A 22356-nucleotide genomic window follows, 5' to 3' on the forward strand; every position below is an offset into this window, starting at 1 on the left:
GGACGGCGGCCGCCGCATAGCGGCGTCAAGGGAGTAGTGTCGGCTCCGGGCGAAAGAGGGGGCGAAACAGATAGGCGCCCCGGGCTTTCAGTCCCATAAAGCTACGGAACCTGCGCTTTGGAGCGCGCAAAAGCCTTGCTTCTACCCATATAGTGCCATTATGTGGCTCTCAAAGAGCCTGGTATACTCCCGTCAGCCTGTTTTCCGAGCGTGTTCCTAGTCCATCATCGAGCCCGCATCCCGCCGGATGGATTGGCTTAGACATGTTGGCCCGAGGGGGACGGGCGGCTACTCAGCGCCTGTCTGCTCCCGCATGTGCCTCCCCGGGCCTATAGCCCGAGATATGCTTTCTTGATCTCAGGGTTCTCCAGAAGCTCCTGCCCGGTTCCTTCCATGACTACCCTCCCCGTCTGGAGGACGTAGGCGCGGTCGGCCATTTTCAGGGATTTCTCCACCTTTTGCTCGACCATCAGCACGGTGACACCTCTTTCGCTGATGGACTTCAGTACATCAAACACCCTGTCCACCATGGTCGGCATGAGGCCCAGCGATGTCTCGTCCACCATGAGCAGTTTGGGCCGGCACATGAGGCCTCGGGCTATTGCGAGCATCTGCTGTTCGCCGCCGGAGAGCGTGTCGGCTTTCTGGTCCGCCCTCTCCCCGAGTATCGGAAAGATCTCACACACTTCCGCAAGAGTACTTGCGGTCAGTTTCTCATCTGAGATCGAATGCGCCCCAAGCAGGAGATTGTCCCGCACGCTCATCTTGGCGAACAGCCTTCTGCCTTCGGGCACGTGGGCCAGTCCAAGGGTGGTAATGACATGGGCTGGCAGACCTCCAATAGCGCGTCCTCTGAACTCTATGTTGCCGCCCATGGGCTTCATGAGCCCGGAGACAGTCCGGAGGATGGTGGTCTTCCCCGCGCCGTTCGAGCCCACTATCGCGACGATCTCGCCCTCGCCCACTTCGAAGCTTACATCGAAGAGGACCGGAACGCCGTCGTACCCCGCACTCAGGTTCTCAACCCGCAACATTGTACTTGTCCCCCAGGTAGGCTTTGATGACTCGCTCGTCGCAAGCGATCTCCTTGGGTTTGCCTTCGGCGATCTTCTTTCCGGAATCTAACACGATGATCTTGTCTGAGATGGGCATGATTGCCTCCATGATGTGCTCCACTACAACGAGTGTTACGCCTTCCCCCCTCAGTCGCTGGCACAGCTCCATGGCGTCCCGGATCTCGGTCTGGTTCAAGCCGGCCATGGTCTCGTCGAGCATGAGGAGGCTGGGCCGGGTGGCGAGGGCCCGTGCAATCTCGAGCCGTTTGCGGTCCGCTATGGTCAGGCTCTTCCCAAGCTTGTCCCGGTTCTGTGTCAGGTCGGTCAGTTCCATGATCTCCCGGGCGATCTTCCTGGCCTGATCGTGACTGGGAGTCCTGAGGAACGCCCCGGTCATGATGTTCTCCTCAACTGTCATGTCCTTGAGAGTCCGCACGATCTGAAACGTCCTTGCCAGACCGCGCCTGCATACGGCGTAGGGCGGCATGCCTGTTATATCATGTCCGTCAAACCTCACCCGCCCGGCGGTGGGTCGCAGGAACCCGGTAACGCAGCTGAAGCATGTGGTCTTCCCAGCCCCGTTCGGCCCGATGAGCCCGACAATTTCACCCTGACTCACCGAGAAGCTCACATCGTCGTTGGCTGCAAGGCTTCCGAACCGCATGGTCAAGTTCTCGATTTCAAGCAGCGGCTTTGGCATCCCGTGTCTGACCTCCTTTCCCGGATCTCCCGCGCGACCGGAGAATGCCCACAATCCCCTGGGGCTGGAAGCACGCAACCATCACGATGAGCACCCCGAAGAGGATGAGGTCTATGCCCCTGCCCGTGCCTCCGAAGAGGACCCTGGTATACTCGGAAAGCGGGATGAGAACAGCCGCGCCGAACACCGGGCCCCAGACGGACCCCAATCCGCCCAGAACGGTGAGGAGGACTATCTTTATGGAGACGTGCATCGAGAACACCATGAACGGATCAATATACAGGATGTATTGAGTGTAGATGGATCCGAAGATCGCCGTGAGGGACGCACTGGATACCATGGCGAGAAGCTTGTACTTGGCCGGGTTGATCCCTATTGCCATCGCAGCCTCCTCACTGTCCTTGATAGCTCTCAGGTAGAACCCGATCCTCGAGTTTGCGAGCCAGTGGAAGGCCGCCGCAGCGGCAACGAACCCGGCAAGGGCCAGGTAGCAGTAAGGAAGCTTGGAGCTGTGGAATTGCAGAGTCCAAAGGCCTTCCCGAGCCACAGGGACGGATATGCCGGTCGCACCCTCCACCCACCGCCAGCTGACAAACAGCTGGAACACAATCTCCGAAACAGCGAGGGTGGCAACGGCGAAGTAGTGGCCCCTGAGCCTGAACATGGGGTAACTCACGATCGCACCTACCGCCGCGGCCGCCAGGGCGCCGATCACCATGCCGATCCAGGGACTCGCGCCGAACCTGTAGAAGGCGACCGCGGCCGCATAGGCCCCTATACCGAAGAAGCTCGCGTGCCCGAAGGACGTCTGTCCCGCGAGCCCTGTGATCATGTTCCACGCCTCGCCCAGGGACGCATAGATGAAGAACATCACGATGACGTGATGCACATTCACGTTCTTGGTCAGAAGCGGGAGCACCGCCAGAAGCCCGATGACTATGGCGAGGGATCTCCATTCATGTCGAGATCTCTGGTTCATCGGATACACCTCATCACCAACCGAATAATCCTTTGGGCCGCACTTGCATGACAAGAAGGTAAATCAGGAACACCACCGTGTACTTGAACTGTGTGCCCAGGTAGAACCCTCCGAGTGCCTCCGCCAGGCCTATGATGATCCCTGCCTGCAACGCGCCCTTGACGTTCCCGAATCCCCCTAACGCCACGATCACGAAGGCAAGGGTGCTGTACAGTGCGCCCGATTCGGGGTAGACAGGGAAGAAGGTCGAGAGCAAGGCCCCCGCGAACCCGACACACGCCCCGCCGAGCCCAAATGTGAAGGCATACACCCGCTCGGTGTCCACCCCCATGAGGCGTGCAGCGTCCTTGTCCATGGATGTAGCCTGTATCGCCCGGCCCATCCGAGTCCGCCGGACGAAGTAGAACACAGCGAACGTCATGAGAATGCTTCCGAATGCAGCGACCAACTGTGGCAGGCCGATCATCACTGGACCCAGCAAGAGCCTTCTGTCCGCGACGACCGTATCCGGGAGGTACCTGTAGTCCGCACTCCAGAGGAACTGCGCGGCGTTTCTGAGGATGAGGCTCAGGCCGAATGTCGCCAGGAGCGCCGAAAGCCCCGGGGCATCCACGACGCGCTTGATGATCACTTTGTAGGTGAGGTATCCGAGAGCGAATATGAGGGCGGTCTCGATCGGCCACGAGAGAATCGGGTCGACCCTGAAGAGAGTGTAGACCCAGAAAGAAGAATACATACTGATCATGAGGAAGTCGCCGTGAGCGAAATTGATCACATCCATGACGCCCCAGATCAGCCCCAGGCCGACCGCCACGAGGCCGTACACGGTCCCCATGATAACCCCGCTCGCGAGCAGTTGAGGAAGCAAGCGAACACCTCCATCAGGAAAAGGGGCCCGCCCCCGAGACGGGCCCCAATGCTAGGCTGTCTACCGGGACCTCCACGGTGGGAACGCGGGCACGGGCTCGGCGGTCTTGAATTCCACCGGCCACACTGCCTCGTACACTCCGTTCAGGACCTGGACCATGACAGATGCCGAGTACTCGTTCTGGCCCTTGTCGTCGAACTTGACCTTGCCGGACACGAAATAGGGGGCGTAGAAGGTCTTAGTCTTGAGGACCTCAAGAACACGGGCCGGATCAGTGGATCCTGCCTCGTTGATGGCGTCCGCCATGACCAGGGCGGAGGAGAAGTCCTCAATGGTCGGGCCGTCAATGTCCACTCCTGCCTTCGGTTTGTAAAGGTCGTTGATGCGCTTCGCTACCTCCATCTTGGCGAAGAGGCTGGAGGCAATTGCGTTGGATCCAGAGAAGTAATTCGCGTCCCGCCCCAGGTTCTCCAGGAACTTGGGATCCTGGAAGCCTCCGCAGTAGTTCAGGACCGCTTTCGGGGTCACATCGTAGGCCCTGTACCCCTTTACGAACTGGGTGATGTCCGCTATGTAAGAGGCGTGAAAGATGGCATCGAGCCTGGCAGCCTTGACCCGCTGCACCTCAGTGTCGACGTTAGACACGGTGGTAGGGTATTTGATCCTTGCGGCCAGCTCGAACCCATCCTTCTTGTAGGTCTCAATCCACTTATCGACCATCTCCGCTGCGTGTACACCATATTCATTGTCAATGAACACAACACCGACACGCTTGATTCCGGCGTTGTAGTTCTGATTCAGGAACTTGAGGTAATCGAAGAAGAACTTCGTCTCCATGTCGTCATTGGGAGCGATCCGCATGAACCACTTGAGCCCGCGCTCGGTCAAAGCCGCGGAGCTGGAAGAGCCCGCAATGAATGGTACCCCATACCGCTCAGCCACAGCACTTGCAGGTTTCGTGGCCGAACTCTGGTAGCACCCGATCAAGGCCACTACCTTCTCGTTCTGAATCAGCCTCTCCGCCTCAGATTTGGCGATCTCAGGGTTGCCCTGGTGGTCGGCGAACACGAACTGGACCCGGGCCCCGCTCAGCTTCGGCAGGCCCGAAGTGCGAGCCAGCGGCACGTCAATATCCGGGTGCAGACCGTTGATTATCTCCTCAGCGACCTCGACTGCGTACTTCAGCTTGACACCCGTCGCCGCGGAGGCTCCAGTGAGTGGGAAGATGGCTCCAATCTTGACCACCGGTTGAGCGAGAGCCACGTTCCCGATGAACATGAGCCCCACGAGAGTAAATGAGACAACCAGCGCCAGGACACTTCTCCTCAATCAAATCCCCTCCTGAAACCAGAATTGATCGGGTACCCATATGGGTGTATTCGCCTATACAGGCGCAATTCCTTCCTCCAATCGGAAGTGCATGGCCAGCACATCACTGCGATCAACCGTAACGGTCCAGGGGGCGGCAGGGCGCAGGACACCCACCGACGCCTCTGCATAGAAAGACCATAGAAAGGTAGAAAGAAGGAGGAGTCCCTCAAGCGACCCCGAAGTGAAGTAGGTAGAATCATGGATGGGGGTGGTATCTTGGCTATCAACAAAGGCAATGCCGCAATCGGCTCCATCCTTGTGGCAGCGGGTGTCCTGATCCTGATCGGCCAAAGGATGAACATCGACTTCGCTCGCATCCTCTGGCCGTTCTTCGTGATAGTGCCCGGAGCAATTCTGTTCGTCACGGGGCTTGTGGCCGGGAAGAGCGGACGCTGGCTTTCCATATTCGGCAGTATGGGAGGCGTAACCGGGCTCCTGCTGCTGTACCAGAACTCCACAGGGTACTGGGAGAGTTGGGCGTACGCCTGGGCGCTCGTAGTACCAGGGGCTGTTGGGTTCGGGCAGCTAGTGCACGCAGCATTCTCGGGAGACCGTGATGCGGCAAAGCTCGGTGCAAACCTCGGATTGGCAGGAGCGATCATTTTCCTGGCAGGGGCGGTCTTCTTTGAGCTGATTGTCGGAATCAGCGGTTTCGGCCGGTTCGGGTTGGGCAGGTACCTGTTCCCTGTCGGCCTCATCGTCCTCGGCGTCTTGTGGGCGTTGTCTGGGCTGCTGTCTGGCCGGCGGGAGTCACCGGCGGCGCCGACCACGCCGACTACGCCAGTAGAACCGGGGGCACCCAGACAGGCCGAGCCAGTCGCGCAGGTCGCCCCGGAGGAGACGCCCGCGTCTTCCGAACCTTCCGCTCAGGGCACACCACCTGAGCAGCCGGAGCAGGCTGAACCCACCGGCGAGCCGGAGCGTCAAGAAGAGGACAGCGCCCACCCGAAAGCCGATCGGGATCACAGGGGTTAATGCAGGACGGTCCGTGAGCGCAAATCCCCGCTGAATGAAGAGCCCGGGTTCTGGGGGTAGGCAGTACCTGACCAGAATTCGGGCTTCACAGTAACTGCCTCATGGATATCCAGCGAAACGTTCGCCTCTGTCCCAGCTGACGGTTGGCACAGGCAGCGGAAGCCTTGCCGCGATTGCTCAGCTCATAGACGGTTAACGTTGGTCCTAGAGCCGGAATTGCTGCAGCAGGACCATGAACATCCTCTTGGCCGCAGCAGGTCTACTCATCGCCGCTCCACTGAGGACCTGCCAGTACCACGCGCTATACCTGACAAGGTATTTCGTTGCCACCCCTCTAAACCTCAGCAGCCACCGAGAGAATCCGAGTATCAGAGACCGCACGTTCCGCACGTGGTGAAGTGGGTGATTGGAGTACTCGTCTCTGTGGAATGCCCTGTTCCGCCCCTTCGAAACCCAGGTGAGCCCGATGCTATCGAGGGAAGGTCTCGGCCAGTGGCACATATCCCTTGCAACGCACACACGAGCCTCCGGCTCCAGATGATCCCTGAGTGCCTGGTCAAGACCTTTCGAGGACTCCCCGGGCATGACAGTAGCCATCACGTTACCTCGGCGATCTGCAGCAACTACCACGCATGCTCTTGCCTCCGCGGGAGCCATGGTTCTGTTTCCACGGCACAGGTTCCATGCTGAGTCTCTGAACTTCCGGGCTTCCGCTGGCGATCCCTTGTGGCACTTGAGCAGGAAGAACTGATCAGCCTCGACTATGCCCCCGAGCCGCGTTCGGGAATCAAGAACCGCGAGCCTAGCAATGACTTTGTGGCGCCAGGCAAACGCAGTGTTCTTGGAAATCCCGAGCTCACGAGCTGTCTCACGCACTGATAGGCCTCCCATCATAAGGCAGAAGTACCGGAACCACTTCTCCCTGAGGCGAGTTCGGTGCAGCACCGTTCCAGACAAGTCATTGAAGCACCTGCGGCATTGCTTGCACATGTATCTCTGCATTCCCCGGGCATGACCATACCTGATAACCCGCGTCCCTCCGCAGTTCGGACAGGTAGGCCCGGCCGGCATTGACGCGTCTCTCACCTCGGCCAAGTTGATGCGCTCGCAGTTTGGATCGGAAACGGAGTCCGCACCACGAAGGCCGGCTGTTGCGGGTCTCATCTCGGAGAGAGCCATGTCTTGGTAAGGCCAAGTGGACCGGGTGTCGGCCGGTACGATAGACAGAGATAACCGAGCCACACCATCACCTTCCCCAATCGGGCCATCCTATACTCCATATAGTGTCATACTTTCCTCTAAATGGCAACCGCGAGTTGGTACAGCAGGTATGCCCAGTAGGGCGTTGGGCACATACCAAAAGGTATATAGCTGGGGGCACATGATTCCCGACGGCATATACTGACTACGGCACAGGGCCGGTGCCGGCCTGCCGACTCACAGGAAGGTGGAGGATGGCTTTGAAGATGTGGAAGACTGCAGTGCTGACGGTCGCCTTGGCGGTTCTGATTGCCACGTGCGGCCTGCCGGCGGTGAGTGCGGGACCCTCCAGGATCCGCATAGCCGACCAGTTCGGACTGGGGTACGCCCCGGTCACGATCATGACCGAACTCAGACTACTCGAGAAGCATTACCCCGGGCTCAAGGTGGAGCGAAGGATTCTTGGATCCGGAGGGCCTGTCCGCGAAGCCATGGTAGCCGGGCAGATCGACGTTGGGTTCATGGGGATACCCCACTATCTGATAGGATACTCAAAAGGGATCGATTTCAAGATCACAGCAGGGCTCACAATAATGCCTCTACTTCTTCTGACTTACCGTACCGACATCAGATCGATCCGCGACTTCAAACCAACCGACAAGATCGGGATGCCGGGACCCGGGAGCAACCAGCATATGCTCCTCTCAATGGCATCCGAGATAGAGTTCGGCAACCCTACGGCCCTGGATGCAAACGTGGTCGCCATGCCCCATCCGGACGCAGCTGCGCTGCTCGGGGCCAAGAGGGAGCTTGCGGCCCACTACAGTTCGCCCCCTTACCAGTTTGAGACCCTAAAGCGCGAAGGCTTCCATGTGGTGGCCAACGGCAACGATGCCTTCGGTGAGCCGTTCACGTTCTTGGTGTGCGTGACAACCGGCAGGTTCGTCAAGGAGCATCCGGACATCTACGATGCATTGGTTCGAGCACTCGGGGAGGCGGTCGAACTCCTCCGGGATCGCCCACACGAGGCAGCGCGCATCCTCGCGACTGTCGACAAATCCGTAACCGAGGAGTCCTACTACTGCTACATAACCTGGGAAGGCGTGGAATGGGCCACGACCCCTAGGGGGATCATGCGGTGGGCGACCTTCATGAAGAAATCCGGGTATATAGACAAGATCCCGAACCACTGGACTGACACAGTCTGGGATAACCTCAAGGGAGCAAACGGCTCGTAGCAGCGAAAGAGAGGAGAGTCTGATCCACGTGAGGGACGCCCCTAAACTGGAGGTCCGTGAACTCACCGTTCATTACGAGACACCCCGTGGAGTGCTTGTTGCCCTGGACCGAGTCTCACTGGTGGCCCCGGAGGGGGAACGCATCGTCGTCCTTGGGCCCAGTGGTTGCGGAAAGTCCACGCTCCTGAAAGCGGTGGGAGGTTTCGTCAAACCATCGTGCGGGGAGATCAGAGTGGCAGGGAGACTCGTCACCGGACCAGGACCGGACAGGATGATGATGTTTCAGGAGTTCGACCAACTCCTCCCGTGGAAGACAGTGCTGCAGAATGTGACTTATGCCATAGAGGTCACGGGCCGGTTTGCCCGTGGCGAAGCAGGAGAGCGTGCCCTCGAGTTCCTCGACGCGGTAGGTCTATACGAGTTCAGGGACTTCTACCCACACACCCTGTCGGGTGGGATGAAGCAGCGTGCAGCAATGGCACGCGCGTTGGCAGTCGGGCCGGATGTGCTACTGATGGATGAGCCGTTCGGGAGTCTCGACGCTCAATCCCGTGAGGCACTTCAACTGGAATTGCTGCGAGTGTGGGAGAAGACCCGGACCACGATAGTGTTCGTAACCCACTCTATAGATGAGGCAGTCCTCCTTGGCCAACAGATCCTTATCATGACGGAGTCTCCGGGTCGGATGAAGCAGATAATGGACAACTCGGTTGGGTCAGCAGATGAAGGAAGGACGCCTGAGTTCTGGGATGTGTGCAGGGAGATTCGTGGGCTGCTTCAAGTGCCGACGATGGGGGCATAGAAGATGCGAGTAAACCAGAAACTTCTGATCGTTGCGGGCCTCCTCGTTGCTTGGGAAGTGATTACAGTCGCACGGAACGTTGACCCGAACCTCTTTCCGCGGGCCAGTGCGGTGTTCATCCGCCTCGCGACCCTATTCACTTCGGGCGAACTGATCCCCTATGTGCGGAACACCATGTCGACTCTGGCGGCGGCCGTGGCGATGGGCATTTCAGCCGCAGCCGTGCTGACTTCTCTCGCGGTCCTCACGCAGTTCGGCCGGAACCTTCTGTCTGTGATGGCGTCGATGTTCAACCCGCTGCCTGCCGTGGCACTTCTCCCGCTCGCCATCATCTGGTTCGGGCTGGGCCGGGGGGCGCTCCTCTTTGTGATCGCCCACTCCATTGTCTGGTCTCTTTCGCTCGCGACCCTTTCTGGGTTTCTTACAGCCTCCAGGACGTTGGTGCAGGTAGGGCAGAACCTGGGGCTCAAAGGATGGCGGCTGGTCCGGGACATCTACATGCCAGCAGCGTTACCCCACATACTTACCGGCCTCAGGATCAGCTGGGCCTATGCCTGGAGAACCCTGATCGCTGCCGAGCTCGTCTTCGGGGTCAGCGGAACCGGAGGGTCATTGGGTTGGTTCATATATCAGAAGAGATACTTCATGGAGACCACTTCCATGTTTGCAGCCCTTCTGGTGATTATAGTGATTGGGCTCATCGTCAACTCGATCTTCTTGACGGTTGAGAGGCACACGGTCGTGAAGTGGGGGATGTCGGTCTGACCGAATTGAGGCTGGCAGGCCCCTGACTAGCACTAACCAGGTCTGATCGCTTTCATGCGTACGGCTCTGGCCCCCAACAGATTGTCTGGCTGCGGTATTACCCGGCCAGACATTCTCTCCTTAAGCAGACGTGCGCACGAGAGCCCCCTGGAGATGGAAAGGTTCCACGAAACACTCTTGTGGCCACTGTGTCGTCCTGGCATGAGGGTTGTGACTCATACCTGTAAGGACGCAGACTTCCCCCAAGAGTCCCATGTTCCAGTCAGCTTGCACCTCCGGAACCTTGCGCTGGCTCATGGAGGGGCCGAAGCCCTGGCAATGCGGCGCAGGTTCAGGCGAATAAGTCTGAGTGTGGGCGCTAGAAGCCTCAGGGCACGGGCATTCTATGAGGAGATCGGTCATGGGGAAAACCGTGTCAGGATGGCGAAGGCTCTGTGCCAGACCCGATGGGAGCGTGAGGCGAGGTGGGAACCCAGAGGGGCATGCGCATCTTTGGGTTGTTGTGCGTGATCATCGCCGTGGCGGCTCTAGCGATTGCAGGCCGGATCCGCCTCGCGCCGCGTTTTCGTGCGGATTCGGAGGGGGCCGATCCCGCATCATTCTTTCCGTCTCAGCCCGGCTTCGTGTGGATCTACGACGGCTTCGCGGAATATAGCCACCGTATGACTCTCAACGAGGTAACACCGGGTCCCCGGAGGGGCGAGACCGTGCACAAGATCACCGGGGAAGTGGAAGACCCATCTGGGGGAGAGTCGCCCCACGACTTCCGGATAGAGCTGGAATACGTCTTCTCCCGCGACTCCGCGACGGAACGGGTGATCCGGGGAGACGTGTTCCCTCATCTCCTTCGGCCGCTTGTGGTCCTCCGACATCCGATCGAGACCGGCAGGAGTTGGTCTGTGGACGCGCCCGGCGGCGGCAAGATCGAGGCCGGCATCCTCGAGGTGGGTGTCGATCCGGAGGACGAACGGCGTTTCTGCATCGTGCGGTACACAGCCCCGGCACCAGGCCTGCCGGGAGGGCGATATGTAGAAACGCGCACTTTCAAGCAGGGCCTAGGCATCACTAGATTCGAGAACACCATCGCCCCGGAGGTGGACTTCAACTACTTCCTGGCTTACTACAGCCTGCCGGGCCGAAGCCCTGCTCCAGCACCTAGCGGCCCGCCCCACCCCTAGAGCGGTTCTTCGGTGTACTCGGCCTCTACCCAGAAGAACCGGCCGTTCTTCATTCCACCGATCTCGCGGATATCCGGGTGGTAGTAGATCTCCCACGGCTGCACCGTCGGCCTGGGTCTGGGCTGGATGTCGATGCCCACGTCCAGGTAGGCCCCCCATACGAGCTCCGTACAGTACCAGTACTTCTGATCGAGGTCAGGGGATTTGGTGTATAGGAGACCGAGCCACTTGAACCTCTTCCCCACCTGTGGAACGGCGTTAGCCGCTGCCTGGGCGGCCTGTTCGTCGGTGGCCGTCATCACGCGGAGCACACTGAACCCGTAGTACTCCGTCACCCATTCATTTACGTCCCGGAGAACCACGCCTTCCCGAAAACCCAGTGCCTCCACGGTCTTGCCGTCTCCCACATAGATGCCGACGTGACCATGTTCATAGAGCACGATAGCCCTGAACACACCCCGGTTTGGCGTACGCCCCTCGCGCGATGGAAACGCAGAGTCCCACGTGAACATGATGTCACCCGGCCTCAGACGGTCCCACCAATCCCCGCCGCCCGGAGAAACGAGGGGCTGGCCCACTTTCGGGTCCGCGTGGGTAGGTCCCCAGGCTCCCGCAGATGCTCCGGCTGCCCCGGGTGACATAGCGCTCACAACAGTCACCAGTGTTGCCGCGAGGATGGCGATGGACAACCGCCTTGAACCCCATACCCGCCTGGGTCGGTGTCTCACGTCACATCTCCTCTCTGCCGTGGCAGGCCTCGGCAATCGCGCAGGTCAGCCCGGATCCAGACCCAATCACCATCGCACGGCAGCCGGGAATCCGTCCGTCTCGTCCTCTTGAAGCAAGCCGCCACTTCGAGTTTGGAGCGAACGACCCCAGCCCGCGCACTTCCGAGCCGCTCCAGATGCGAGCATCTCTGGTATGCGGGTGCTCTGCCCTCAGTACCAACACACACCGCAGTCGTTCGACCTTGGTCGCGTTCTTCCCTTCCTGCTCCCAGCGCATCACGACGCTCTGCTGCCAGGTCGTTGTGAAACCTGCAGCGAGTTCAGTCCATGTCAACAGCTACGGAGCTGGGAGCAGAGCCGGGGCCAGCGGGCCCGGAGCGCAGGCTACCCAAGATACGCCTCTACCAGCTGGTCATCGGACATGAAGTCCCAGGCCGGACCTGATGCCGCCACTCTCCCAGAGCGAAGGACGTACACACGATCCGCAATGGCCAGCGCGGCACGGGCATTCTGTTCCACCAGAAGGACTGTAGTCCCCGCACGGTTGATATCCACCACCGTCTGCATGACCTTATCGACCATTATCGGGGAGAGGCCCATGGAGGGTTCATCCATGCACAAGAGGCGTGGACCTGTCACAAGAGCTCGGCAGATCGCCAGGGCCTGCTGCTCCCCTCCTGACAGCGTTCCAGCGAGTTGATCACGGCGTCCCGCGAGGGCCGGGTACAGATCGAGCACACGTTCCACGGCATGGCGGGCCGCCCTGCGGTCCCGCACGGCGTGGAGGGCCGTCTCCAGGTTCTCCATAACCGTGAGATGCGGGAAGATCCTCCGGCCTTCCGGCACCAGCCCGATGCCGGCCCTGACTATGTCGGATGTGGGCATTCCGTCGATCCTTGCACCCTGAAAACGAATCTCGCCAGACCTCGGCCGTAGCCTGCCCAGGATGGTCTTGAGCACGGTAGACTTCCCCGCCGCGTTGCCGCCAAGTACCGCGACTATTTCGCCACGGCCGACAGCGAGGCTCAAGTCCTTCAGGACATCGGCGGTGCCGTAGGACACATTCACGTTGCTCACCTCGAGGATCGGTGCGGCATGCCCGCCTTGCCCAGTGTCCGCGCGGGCACGGAGTCCCACCGTCTTCGGAGTGCCGAGGTAGGCTTCGATCACCGATGGATTCGCGGCGACATCCTCGGGCGTGCCTTCCGCGATCTTCTCCCCGTGGTCCAACACTACCACCCGGTCGCAGGACCTCGCAATTACCTCCATGTGGTGCTCGATAATCAGCACAGTATAACCCTGATGCCGCAGACCCTCGATGATGTGCGCTATGTCCTCCATCTCATCCGGGGTCATGACGGCCGCGGGTTCGTCCAGCAGCACGATCCGGCAGCCTGTGGCCAGAAGACGGGCAAGTTCCACCTTCCGCCGGTCTGCGTATGTCAACTCCCGGACCGGGTCGGCCTCGCGTCCCGAGAGTCCCAGTGTGCGCAGTATGTCTCGGACGGCCTCGACTCCGGCCTTCTCTGCAGCCCTGCATGCCCTGGTCTTCAGTATCACACCCACTACACTGGTCCTGTCCTTCAGGTGCCGCCCGGCGAGTACGTTTTCAAGAATATCCTGGGTATCGTACAGCCTTATGTTCTGGAACGTACGGACCACTCCGAGTGAGGCAATCTCGTGAGGCGGCAACCCCACTACGCTTCTGCCGCGGATCCTGATGTCGCCCGCGGACGGACGTATCAGCCCGGTGATGAGGTTGAACACAGTGGTCTTCCCCGCCCCGTTCGGCCCTATGATCCCCACAACCTCTCCCTCGTTCACCGTGAAACTCACGCCCGCCACCGCCCGGAGGCCCCCGAACTGGCAGGACAGGTTCTTCACTTCGAGGACGGTTTGAGATCCGGCGAGACTCCAATGCCCACCGGGAGAAGAGGTCTTCAAGATCTGCACCAGCCGTGTGCAGTCACGTTCGGTTACCTCAGCTCGCCCGGTCTGTCCGACTCCCTCGGCCCCCCGGGTCCGTGGTCCCGCGCGTGCGAGAGCTTTCCCGGCCGGGAGTCCCTGCTGGCGAAAGACCGCCAGGAACACGAGAGTCACGCCGTAGATCAGCATCCGGTACACGGTGAGGCCCCTGAGAAGCTCGGGAATGACAACGAGTGCTACCACCCCCACCAGGATGCCCGGGAGATTCCTCACCCCTCCCAGGATGATCATGCAGTAGAGTGAGACCGTTTCGGCCATGGTGAAGTTCTGCGGGAACACTGCCCCTTGCCATGACGCGAAGAGGGCCCCGGCTGTGCCCGCGATTGCCGCGCCCGTGGCGAAAGCGGCGATCCGATACTTCGCAACATCCACTCCCATGCAAGCTGCAGCAGTCTCATCTTCCCTGACGGCATTCCACGCGCGTCCTACCCTGGACCCCACGAGGCGGCTGACAACGGCTACGGTCAACGCGGCCGAGATCCAGATGATGATGTAGGTCACCTCGATCGATGCCGTTCCAACCCCTGCAATCCGCGGGGGATCTACTCCGACGATACCGTTGGGTCCATTGGTGATGTTCACCGGGCGGTCGAGGTTGTTCAGCAGGATCCGGACTATTTGCCCGAACGCGAGAGTCACCATCGCCAGGTAGTCGCCGCGAACCCGCAAGGTGGGGAGGCTGACGGCTACTGCCACGGCCGCGGCCGCAAGGCACGATGCCACAGCCGCCAGCGGGAATGCGGTGTGGAGCCCGAACTGAGGGGACGCAAGTAGGGCGTACACGTAAGCGCCGATCCCGTAGAACCCGGCGTATCCCAGGTCCAGAAGGCCAGCCTGCCCTGCCACGACGCTGAGGCCGGTGGCCAGCATCAAGTAGAGGCCCACGGTTCCCCCTGTCCGGATGTAGTAGTAGTTGCCCGTGACAAGCGGCAGAGCCGCGAGGAAGGCCGAGGCCAAGCAGACGGCCCTAGCGAAAGGAACCGTCCAGATGGGCCGACGCCCGAACACAGTCTCAGAAGACATCTCACCGACCTACCTTCAGACTCTGTCTCTGACTTGGGTGCCCAAGAGCCCCGCCGGCCTCAGGATGAGGGCAGCGACGAGCGCCGTGAACACAATCGCATCCTTGTAGACTGGGGCCGCCACGATCACCCCGAGGCTCTCGGTCAGGCCGAGAAGCAGGCCCCCGGCCATCGCTCCTCTCATGTTCCCGATGCCTCCGAGCACTGCCGCAGTGAACGCCTTGATGCCGGCGGAGAACCCAAGCGTGAAGTCGACTTGCATGTAGTAGAGGCCGATCATTACTCCCGCCACCCCTGCAAGGCCGGAGCCGATGATGAAGGTGGACACTATGACCCTAGACGTCCTGATCCCCACGTACTCGGCAGCCTCCAGGTCCTGGCTTGTGGCTCTCATCTCCCTGCCCAACCTGGTGCGACGCACCACGGAGTCGAGGGCGAGCATGATGCCGACCGAAGTCCCGACGATCAGCAGGCGTGCGACGGATATCGAGGCGCCACCAAGATGGACTCCTGCGCCAGCCGGGATCAGAAGTTCAGTCTGAATGGCCTTGGCGCGGCCTGATGTCATCAGCATGGCCATGTTCTGCAATATGATGGACACACCTAAGGCCGAGATGAGAGGAGCAAGGCGCGAGCCCTTGCGCAAGGGACGGTATGCCAGCCTTTCGATCACCGCGCCGAGCAGGGCAGTCGCTGCTGTCGCCCCGAGGACCATGGCGGCCAGTATGAATGTGGCGTTGACAACTGGGGAACCCCCCCGGGTGAGGAGTGAGAATACCCCCCACCCGGCGAAGGCGCCCACCATGAACACATCCCCGTGGGCGAAATTCAGCATCTTGAGAACCCCATAGACCATGGAATAGCCGAGAGCCAGCAAGGCGTAAACGCACCCCAGAGTGATCCCATTTACGATCTGCTGGGGAACCTGAACCAACACCTGATCCATTCACAATCCCTCTCACTTGTGTGCTGCCACCCGGTTCCCCGGCCGTACACCGCTGGCTACTTGGTCTCCACGGGGTACTCCCTGACCTGCACGAAGTCATCCTTTTGTACCTGGAACACGTATATGCTGGCCCCCACCACGTCGCCCTTGGAATCGAAGCTCACCGGGAAGCCGAGTATGCCACGGTAGTCTCTAGTCGAGTGCACGGCCTCGAGCACCTTCTGCCTGGAAAGCCCAGCGGGATCGTCCCCGGCTGCCTTGCGCATGGCCTCGATGAGGATCTTCGTGGCCTCGTAACTCTGGCCTGAGAAGATGCTCATCGCGCCGTGCTTCCCCTCGAATCTGGTGATGAACTCCCGGGCCTCCGGGACCTCCTTGATGTCGCGTCCTATAGCCGTTACCCACATGCCCTGGGCGCTGCCGCCCGCACCCGCGATGAGCTGGTCTCTCTCCTTCAGACCGTCTCCTCCCATGAGCTTGGGAGACAGCCCCAGCCCCGTCGCCTGCTTTATGAGAGCGGCAGCCTGGGAAGGGCTAGGGAGTGCAAGGTAGAGAAGGTCCGGCTTCGCGGCCTTGACCCTGGTGAGTATTGGGGAGAAGTCCCGATCCTCAGGCGCGATCTGGCCGCGGGCGGTGGTCACCCCAGCAGCCCTCAGCGTGGCCTCGACTTGATCCGCGAGACCCTGGCCGTAGGTGCTCTTGTCATCGATGATGTACACGTTCCGCGCGCCGGCCACCTCAACAATGAACTTCGCCGCCGCGGGCCCTTGAGCGTCGTCTCTCGGGCAGATTCGGTGCATAACCCGGTAACCCATCTCAGTCAGAGCGGGATTCGTCGCGGACTGGCTTATGAGGACTAGGCTCACCCTCTGGTAGATGGGAAGCGCCGCCTTCACTGCCGAGCTGTTCATAGGGCCTATCACCCCCATGACGTTCCTGTCCATGGCGAGTCTCTCCGCCACTATCACCGCCTTGGCAGGGTCTCCCGAGTCATCTGCCACCACAACCTCGATCTTGCGGCCCCGGACACCGCCTTCAGCATTCGCTTCATCAACCGCCATGTAGATGGCGTTCAGGGAATCCAGGCCGATCTTGGAGAGGTCTCCGGTAAAAGGGCCTGCGGCCCCGATCTTCACCGGAGCCATCCTCTGCTGGCCAGATACCCCGACCGGAATGAGAGATATCAACGCCGCGAGGATCAGGCTCCACATGACGTGTCTGTTTCTCACAGGGGTCAACCTCCTTCTATCTAGTGCCTTCGCGTTTCGCGCACACTCCCCGTTGCGCCAGGATATCCCCCCATTCCTCGAGCCCCACTCGGCCCAGCGTATCACGGGTTGGGACTCCGGTGTCGATGTCCAACCCACGTGCGGCATAATACTCATCTAACATCCCCGAAAGCTCCACTGTGCTGCCGGACGTATCCCCACAGCCCTCAGGCATGGGTTCCTCGAGGAACCTGCGTGGCAATGTGTCGTCTGCACGGGTGATCCCCAGGGCGACGATGAAGCACCGTTCCAGGAGGACGATGCGCTCACATATCCTCTGAACGTCAGCCCCATCGAGCTCAGTGCCAGCAGCGGCGTTCACGATCCGCGCGGCGTCGTCAAACGGCAGGACTTCCATGTTTGTAATAGTGTTCTTGCAGGCATTGAGAGAGTCCGCAAGCGCACACACCTCCTCGTAGTGCTTGACGACCCGGCCCTTTCCCTCATGCTCGAGCCTGAACCCGGCCTTCTCCGACCCGAACAGGCGCTTTCCCGCCTCGGTATCCTGCGAGAACTCGAAGGATGGCTCGGACCGAAGGTGATCGCCGCCCCGGCTCGCAACCGCGTTGCCCAGAGCATAGCCCTTGAGACCTCTGGGATCAGCCATGAACAGCTCAAGCCCTTTGACATGCATGGCGAGGTCCCCGGTGCCTCTGCCTATCCGCTTCGCCGCTTCCCTGACCCCGTCCGCCAGAACGTCCCCGAACCCCTCACGCCTGGCTATCTTCTGGACCAGGGCCATCACGGCCTCGGCATTTCCCCACCTGAGGTCGAGGGAGTCAACCTCCCCGCTGGACAGAAGGCCACGCTCAAAGCACTCCATCGCAAAGGAGACACACTCTGCGGTGGAGATGACGTCCATTCCCTGTCTGTTGCAGATGTCCACCATCGCAAGCCCTGCCTCCAGGTCATTCACCCCGACTCTGGACGTGAAGGCAGCCAGGCCCTCGAACTCGGGGCCTTCGCTCCTGAGGCCCGCGAACCGCCCTGATTTGATCTCGAAGAACCTGCTGCACGGGATGGTGCAGGAGTGGCACGCCTTGCCCTTGACTCTGAACCTCTGGGCGAGTCTCTCTCCGCTCACGGCCGAGGCATCTTCGAATCTCCCCGTCTGGAAGTGCCGGGTAGCCAGGCAGCCCGCAGCGTTGAGCGCAGAGACGAGTCGGGTGGTCCCGTATGCCACCCTAACGGGGTACTGCTGGTGGGTGAGGATCCGGGCATCGATCATCCTCACTAATCTAAGGAACTCTTCCGGGTCCGCTACCTCAACGGGCCTGGTTCCGCGGGCCACGATAGCCTTGAGGTTCTTCGATGCCATTACCGCTCCCATCCCGGTCCTGGCGGCCGGGCGTGCGAGGTTGCAGAAGATACCCGAGAACTTGACTCCCCTCTCAGCCGCGGGACCGACCGACGCCACTTGGGCCCTGCGATCGTGCCGGGCGGCGAGTAGCTTCTGGGTCTCCCAGACATCGAGGCCAGCAAGGTCGGGGGCGCGGAAAACAATGGCCTCGCCATCCTGAATGAGAAGGTACGACAGCTGATCCGCCTGCCCGGTTATGACAACCTGGTCGAAACCTGCGTACTTGAGTTCTGGGCCGAAGAACCCACCCGCGTTTGAATCCCCCAAAATACCCGTGAGCGGAGACTTTGACGTGAAGTTCACCCTCGCGGCCCCGGGGAAGAGGGTGCCGTTCAGGGGGCCGACACCAACTATGAGTGGATTCTCCGGGCTCTCGGGCTCAACATCCAAGTCAATCTCCGCAGCCAGCCTCGCGACGTTGAGACCGCGGCCGCCGAGGTACTTATGGCACTGCTCCCAGTCGAGAGGTTCAATGCCAATCTGTCCGGTCGTAAGGTCCACGCGGAGGACGTTTCCGGCGTATCCCGTGAAGTCACTCACCTTCCTCCCGCACCTCCTGTCGTCGGCGTACCAGCCAGCCCGAAGCGGATGGCCCCTGTGGGACATCGCTTGACGCATTGGGGGTCGCCACCGCAAAGGTCGCAGATGAGAGGCCCCGCCTTTTCCGGGTGGAAGAATATGGCGTCAAATGGACAGGCGTCGGCACAGCTGCGACACCCGGTGCACTTGTCCTGGTCTACAGTTATTGCCCCGGTCCCGCCCTCGCGGCCGAGAGCCCCAGCAGGGCAGGCGTCCACACACCTCGCGGCCCCGCACTGCCTGCACACGTCCGGCCGGTCCACGCCGTCCTCCTCGATCTTGGCAACGCGGATTCTGGCAAGAGAGTCGCTGAACTTCCGCTCGTGTATGAAGCTACAAACGAGCTCACATGCACGGCAGCCTGCACAGATATCGCTGCGAACAAGCATCCTGGGCCTAGGCCCCGGGGCAAGAGCTGGCTCTCCGACCCTCTCGATCCGGAAGATGACCATGCCGTTGGGATCTGGGCAGCAGACTCTCACCGTGCTGCTGAGCCAATCATTCTCGTCCGCGATTCTTCGCTGCTTGACAGGCAGCATCGGCATCATGCTTTGAAGAGCCCACATGCACATGAACTTGCCTGGAGGGATCGTGATGCGCCCGCCACTGACATCAAAGTAGTCGCCGACCTGCATAGGAAGGTCGCAGAACCCGCGGACTTCATCAACTATTACCCGGAGATCGTACATTCCGTTCACCACCTCGACACAAAAAAGCTCATCCCCTAAGGGACGAGCTCTCACCCGTGGTGCCACCCTCGTGGGGCGGAGACACTCCACCCCACTCGTTTCTCCGGGACGCGGCTATCGCATCGAGTCAATCTCGAGCGGGCGACGTCCCTGCCCTGTAACGGAGGCTTCCGGCTCAGCCTACTCGGATCGGCTCCTAGGTGGATCCGCCTTTCGGCCTGCAACTCCGAGGCCCACGCGCCACGCCCGATCCGCGGAGCTCACACCATCCTCCGCTCGCTTGGGACAGGGGTCTTCGCGGCCACTTCCCTCATCATCGTCTCTTGAATCCATACGGCTATTTGATTTGGTTGAATTGCCCTCTATTCAACACCCTTGTGGCGATGGTGTCAATAGCCGCCAGGCCGGCGTCCACACCCTGATTCGCTGGAAGATCAGGCGGTTTCGGCGCCTACCTCACGCAGATGCAGTTTTTCGGAGGCGCCCGACAGAGGCGAACCCGACTGCGCTGTCGCCACTGAGTCTCCAACGGCCCTGTCGTCGGCCTAGTCTGCCCAGTAGCTTGGGCGTACGCAATGGAAAGGGCGCGGGACACGCCCGCGCCTCTCGCATGCCGGCCGATTCTCGATGTTGTTGTCTCGGGACGACCGTCGCAGACTACTGGCTCTTTAGCATCGCATGCTCGGCTTTCACCTTGGCCAGATAGTCGGGTTGTGTCAGCAGATCCCACGCAAGCATCGCCTCGACTTTGGAGGCGATAATCATGCCGTCATGACCGATGTCCGCTATCGTGGCATCTGCGTTCGCTTGAGAGTGTCCCGCCGTGCCCTCAGGGGCAGTCTGAATCGACAGTGAGATAGACGGGATGTTGTAGCTCACTGTCCCGAAGTCGGTGGAGGCCGAATCCATTCTGGGCCCGGGTATCGGCTCGACGATGTTCGTCGCGCCCAGGCTCTTGGCGTAGGCGAACGCCGCGTTCTCAAGGGTGCTGAGGTTGAGGCAGTTGTCCATGTAGCCCTGCGTGTCTATGATCACTGTTGTCTCCGTCATCATCGCAGCGCCTTGGGCTATCTTCTTGACCCTCTCCACCTGCTCGTTCACGCCCTGTCGTTTCGGGTGGCGGATGGCCCAGACCGTCTGGGCTCTCTCGGGCACAATGTTCGGAGCAGCGCCGCCGTCAGTTATGTTCCCGTGCATGCGATAGTAAGGGTCCGAGTGCTCACGAAGCTGGTCCATGCCCACGTAGAACAGGATCACGGCATCCAACGCGGACCTGCCTGCCCACGGCGCCGACGCGGCATGTGACGGCTTGCCCTTGAAGGTTATCTCGAGAATATCGAGGGCCAGCATGGACGGGCCCGGCAGCTGGTAGGTAGTCCTCGTGGACCCGTGGAACATCACCATGACGTCAACTCCTGCGAAGATGCCGGAATCCCACATTATGGCCTTCACAGGAGGAGTGATCTCCTCGGCAGGCGTGCCGAACACCACTACCTTGCCGGGGATCCCGCGAGCTTTCATGGTCTCCGCGAGTGCCACGGCTGCCCCGATACCTGCCGGCGCTTGCAGGTTGTGCTGGCAACCGTGATATGCTGAGCCAGCGGGGCCCCGAAGCGCGTCATACTCGACTATGATCCCTATCGTCGGCCCATCTCCTTGGCCAGGGTATGTAGCCTTGAACGCCGTGGCGAGTTCTTTGACTCCCACCGCTCTCTCCAGGATAGGCACCCAAAACGGAGCGATGTCACTGAAGCCTACCTTGACCTCCCAACCATTCTCTTTGAGATACCCGGTCAGCATCTCCACCGCCTTGAACTCCTTGTGGCCGATCTCGGGGTTGAGATACATCCAGTCGGACATGGCGACAAGCCGATCCCGCTGGGAATCGATTCTGGCGACGAGTTCGGCCTTGGGGTCAGTTGCCGCGACGCCTGTCGCGGGCGAAAGCAGTAGGGCTAGGACTACGCTAGTTGAGACAGCGGTCAGAACGAGTCTGGCGAAAGCACGTGCTGGTCTCCTCATGGTTCGTGTCAACCTCCTTCATCTCGTCTGTGTGTGGCTCCCCCCGTCAGTGTGGTGACAGCTCGTGCGCCCACGCGCCGCCCCGAGACACATGGAGTCGGTTACACCAATCGTGCTCGCTGTATATCTGGCCCCCCAAAGCATCACTCCTTCCTGAGTCGCAGCCGACAACCATACTCCTCAGGCTGCAGGCCCGCGTCGGGACGCCCTCTCGGCAAAGCGCCCTGCGACCCAGAGAAACATGACGACCCATCCCTTGGTCAAGGGACGGGTCGCAATACCCGCGGTACCACCCTAATTGGCAAAAGCCCACTCGCATCCGACAACGGCGCCATCACGCGGCCGTATCGTGCCCCTGTAACGGAGGGAACCGGCGAATCCTACTCCGATGAAGCTCGTTTCAGACCGCAGCTCACAGGTGTACTTCCGCAACCCCTTGCGAGTCCTCGCACCCCCCGGACTCTCTCTTTGAGCACAGAGGAAGCGTACTCTCCTGTTCATTGCCTTCTCGTCGATATGTAATGTATATTTTACCACCGGCGACAAGCATGTCAATACATAATTATCATAAGTCTGAGTCAAGTCCTTGTAGGTGCTTCCCCTTTCCTCCGAGTTGGCGGAGGCG

18 protein-coding genes and 1 other annotated feature are annotated in these 22356 nt (G+C 60.6%); of the genes, 5 read left to right on the forward strand and 13 right to left on the reverse strand.

Features of this window, described 5'->3' with window-relative positions; genetic code table 11:
• Window positions 1–329: 329 nt before the first annotated feature.
• The 5 genes from NUW23_09590 to NUW23_09610 are packed head-to-tail and all read right to left on the reverse strand — an operon-like array spanning window position 330 to window position 4931.
• Window positions 330–1034: an ABC transporter ATP-binding protein gene (locus NUW23_09590; GenBank protein ID MCR4426425.1), complete on the reverse strand. Its 705-nt coding sequence runs from the start codon at window positions 1032–1034 to the stop codon at window positions 330–332.
• Window positions 1021–1755 carry an ABC transporter ATP-binding protein gene (locus tag NUW23_09595; GenBank protein MCR4426426.1) on the reverse strand — a complete coding sequence of 245 codons (735 nt, stop codon included), beginning with the start codon at window positions 1753–1755 and terminating at the stop codon, window positions 1021–1023. Before NUW23_09595 ends, NUW23_09590 begins: the two co-directional genes overlap by 14 nt.
• Complete coding sequence (locus NUW23_09600; protein MCR4426427.1) at window positions 1736–2734, reverse strand: branched-chain amino acid ABC transporter permease; 999 nt, start codon at window positions 2732–2734, stop codon at window positions 1736–1738. Before NUW23_09600 ends, NUW23_09595 begins: the two co-directional genes overlap by 20 nt.
• A gap of 13 nt (window positions 2735–2747) precedes the next feature.
• Window positions 2748–3602, reverse strand: a complete 855-nt coding sequence (locus NUW23_09605; protein ID MCR4426428.1) for a branched-chain amino acid ABC transporter permease — start codon at window positions 3600–3602, stop codon at window positions 2748–2750.
• A 60-nt stretch (window positions 3603–3662) separates the two neighbouring features.
• Window positions 3663–4931 carry an ABC transporter substrate-binding protein gene (locus NUW23_09610; protein MCR4426429.1) on the reverse strand — a complete coding sequence of 423 codons (1269 nt, stop codon included), beginning with the start codon at window positions 4929–4931 and terminating at the stop codon, window positions 3663–3665.
• A 258-nt stretch (window positions 4932–5189) separates the two neighbouring features.
• On the opposite strand from NUW23_09610, the gene NUW23_09615 reads away from it, so the two are divergent.
• Window positions 5190–5948, forward strand: coding sequence for a hypothetical protein (locus NUW23_09615; protein ID MCR4426430.1), 759 nt, complete (start codon window positions 5190–5192; stop codon window positions 5946–5948).
• Window positions 5949–6152: 204 nt separating this feature from the next.
• On the opposite strand, the gene NUW23_09620 is transcribed toward NUW23_09615, so the two are convergent.
• Window positions 6153–6938 (reverse strand): IS1595 family transposase, encoded by a 786-nt coding sequence (locus NUW23_09620; GenBank protein MCR4426431.1) that lies wholly within the window; start codon window positions 6936–6938, stop codon window positions 6153–6155.
• Window positions 6939–7402: 464 nt separating this feature from the next.
• Here NUW23_09620 and NUW23_09625 point away from each other — a divergent pair, with 464 nt between their 5' ends.
• The 4 genes from NUW23_09625 (at window position 7403) to NUW23_09640 (ending at window position 11131) form a co-directional block, all read left to right on the forward strand.
• Entirely contained in the window at window positions 7403–8386 is a 984-nt protein-coding gene (locus tag NUW23_09625) for an ABC transporter substrate-binding protein (protein ID MCR4426432.1), read from the forward strand.
• A gap of 28 nt (window positions 8387–8414) precedes the next feature.
• On the forward strand, window positions 8415–9188 hold the full coding sequence (locus NUW23_09630; GenBank protein MCR4426433.1) for an ABC transporter ATP-binding protein: 774 nt from the start codon (window positions 8415–8417) through the stop codon (window positions 9186–9188).
• Window positions 9189–9191: 3 nt separating this feature from the next.
• Entirely contained in the window at window positions 9192–9953 is a 762-nt protein-coding gene (locus tag NUW23_09635; protein ID MCR4426434.1) for an ABC transporter permease, read from the forward strand.
• A gap of 464 nt (window positions 9954–10417) precedes the next feature.
• On the forward strand, window positions 10418–11131 hold the full coding sequence (locus NUW23_09640; GenBank protein ID MCR4426435.1) for a hypothetical protein: 714 nt from the start codon (window positions 10418–10420) through the stop codon (window positions 11129–11131).
• Here NUW23_09640 and NUW23_09645 read toward each other — a convergent pair.
• From NUW23_09645 to NUW23_09675, 7 genes are all read right to left on the reverse strand, one after another.
• The gene (locus NUW23_09645) at window positions 11128–11859 is read right to left on the reverse strand and encodes a YiiX/YebB-like N1pC/P60 family cysteine hydrolase (protein MCR4426436.1); all 732 of its coding nucleotides are present in this window, start codon (window positions 11857–11859) and stop codon (window positions 11128–11130) included. The genes NUW23_09640 and NUW23_09645 overlap by 4 nt on opposite strands.
• A 384-nt stretch (window positions 11860–12243) precedes the next feature.
• Complete coding sequence (locus NUW23_09650) at window positions 12244–14868, reverse strand: ATP-binding cassette domain-containing protein (GenBank protein ID MCR4426437.1); 2625 nt, start codon at window positions 14866–14868, stop codon at window positions 12244–12246.
• A gap of 15 nt (window positions 14869–14883) precedes the next feature.
• On the reverse strand, window positions 14884–15813 hold the full coding sequence (locus NUW23_09655; GenBank protein MCR4426438.1) for a branched-chain amino acid ABC transporter permease: 930 nt from the start codon (window positions 15811–15813) through the stop codon (window positions 14884–14886).
• 56 nt (window positions 15814–15869) lie between these two features.
• Window positions 15870–17042, reverse strand: coding sequence for a branched-chain amino acid ABC transporter substrate-binding protein (locus NUW23_09660; GenBank protein MCR4426439.1), 1173 nt, complete (start codon window positions 17040–17042; stop codon window positions 15870–15872).
• A gap of 16 nt (window positions 17043–17058) precedes the next feature.
• Window positions 17059–18981 (reverse strand): aldehyde ferredoxin oxidoreductase family protein, encoded by a 1923-nt coding sequence (locus tag NUW23_09665; GenBank protein ID MCR4426440.1) that lies wholly within the window; start codon window positions 18979–18981, stop codon window positions 17059–17061.
• A complete protein-coding gene (locus NUW23_09670; GenBank protein ID MCR4426441.1) occupies window positions 18978–19709 on the reverse strand; it encodes a TIGR04076 family protein in 732 nt (243 codons plus the stop codon). The genes NUW23_09665 and NUW23_09670 overlap by 4 nt, the downstream gene beginning before the upstream one ends.
• Before the next feature lie 657 nt (window positions 19710–20366).
• Entirely contained in the window at window positions 20367–21731 is a 1365-nt protein-coding gene (locus NUW23_09675) for a M20 family metallopeptidase (protein ID MCR4426442.1), read from the reverse strand.
• Window positions 21732–21991: 260 nt separating this feature from the next.
• Window positions 21992–22241: a binding site (T-box leader), on the reverse strand.
• Window positions 22242–22356: the final 115 nt, after the last annotated feature.

This window comes from Bacillota bacterium, from assembly GCA_024655925.1.
GTDB lineage: Bacteria > Bacillota > DTU025 > DTU025 > JANLFS01 > JANLFS01.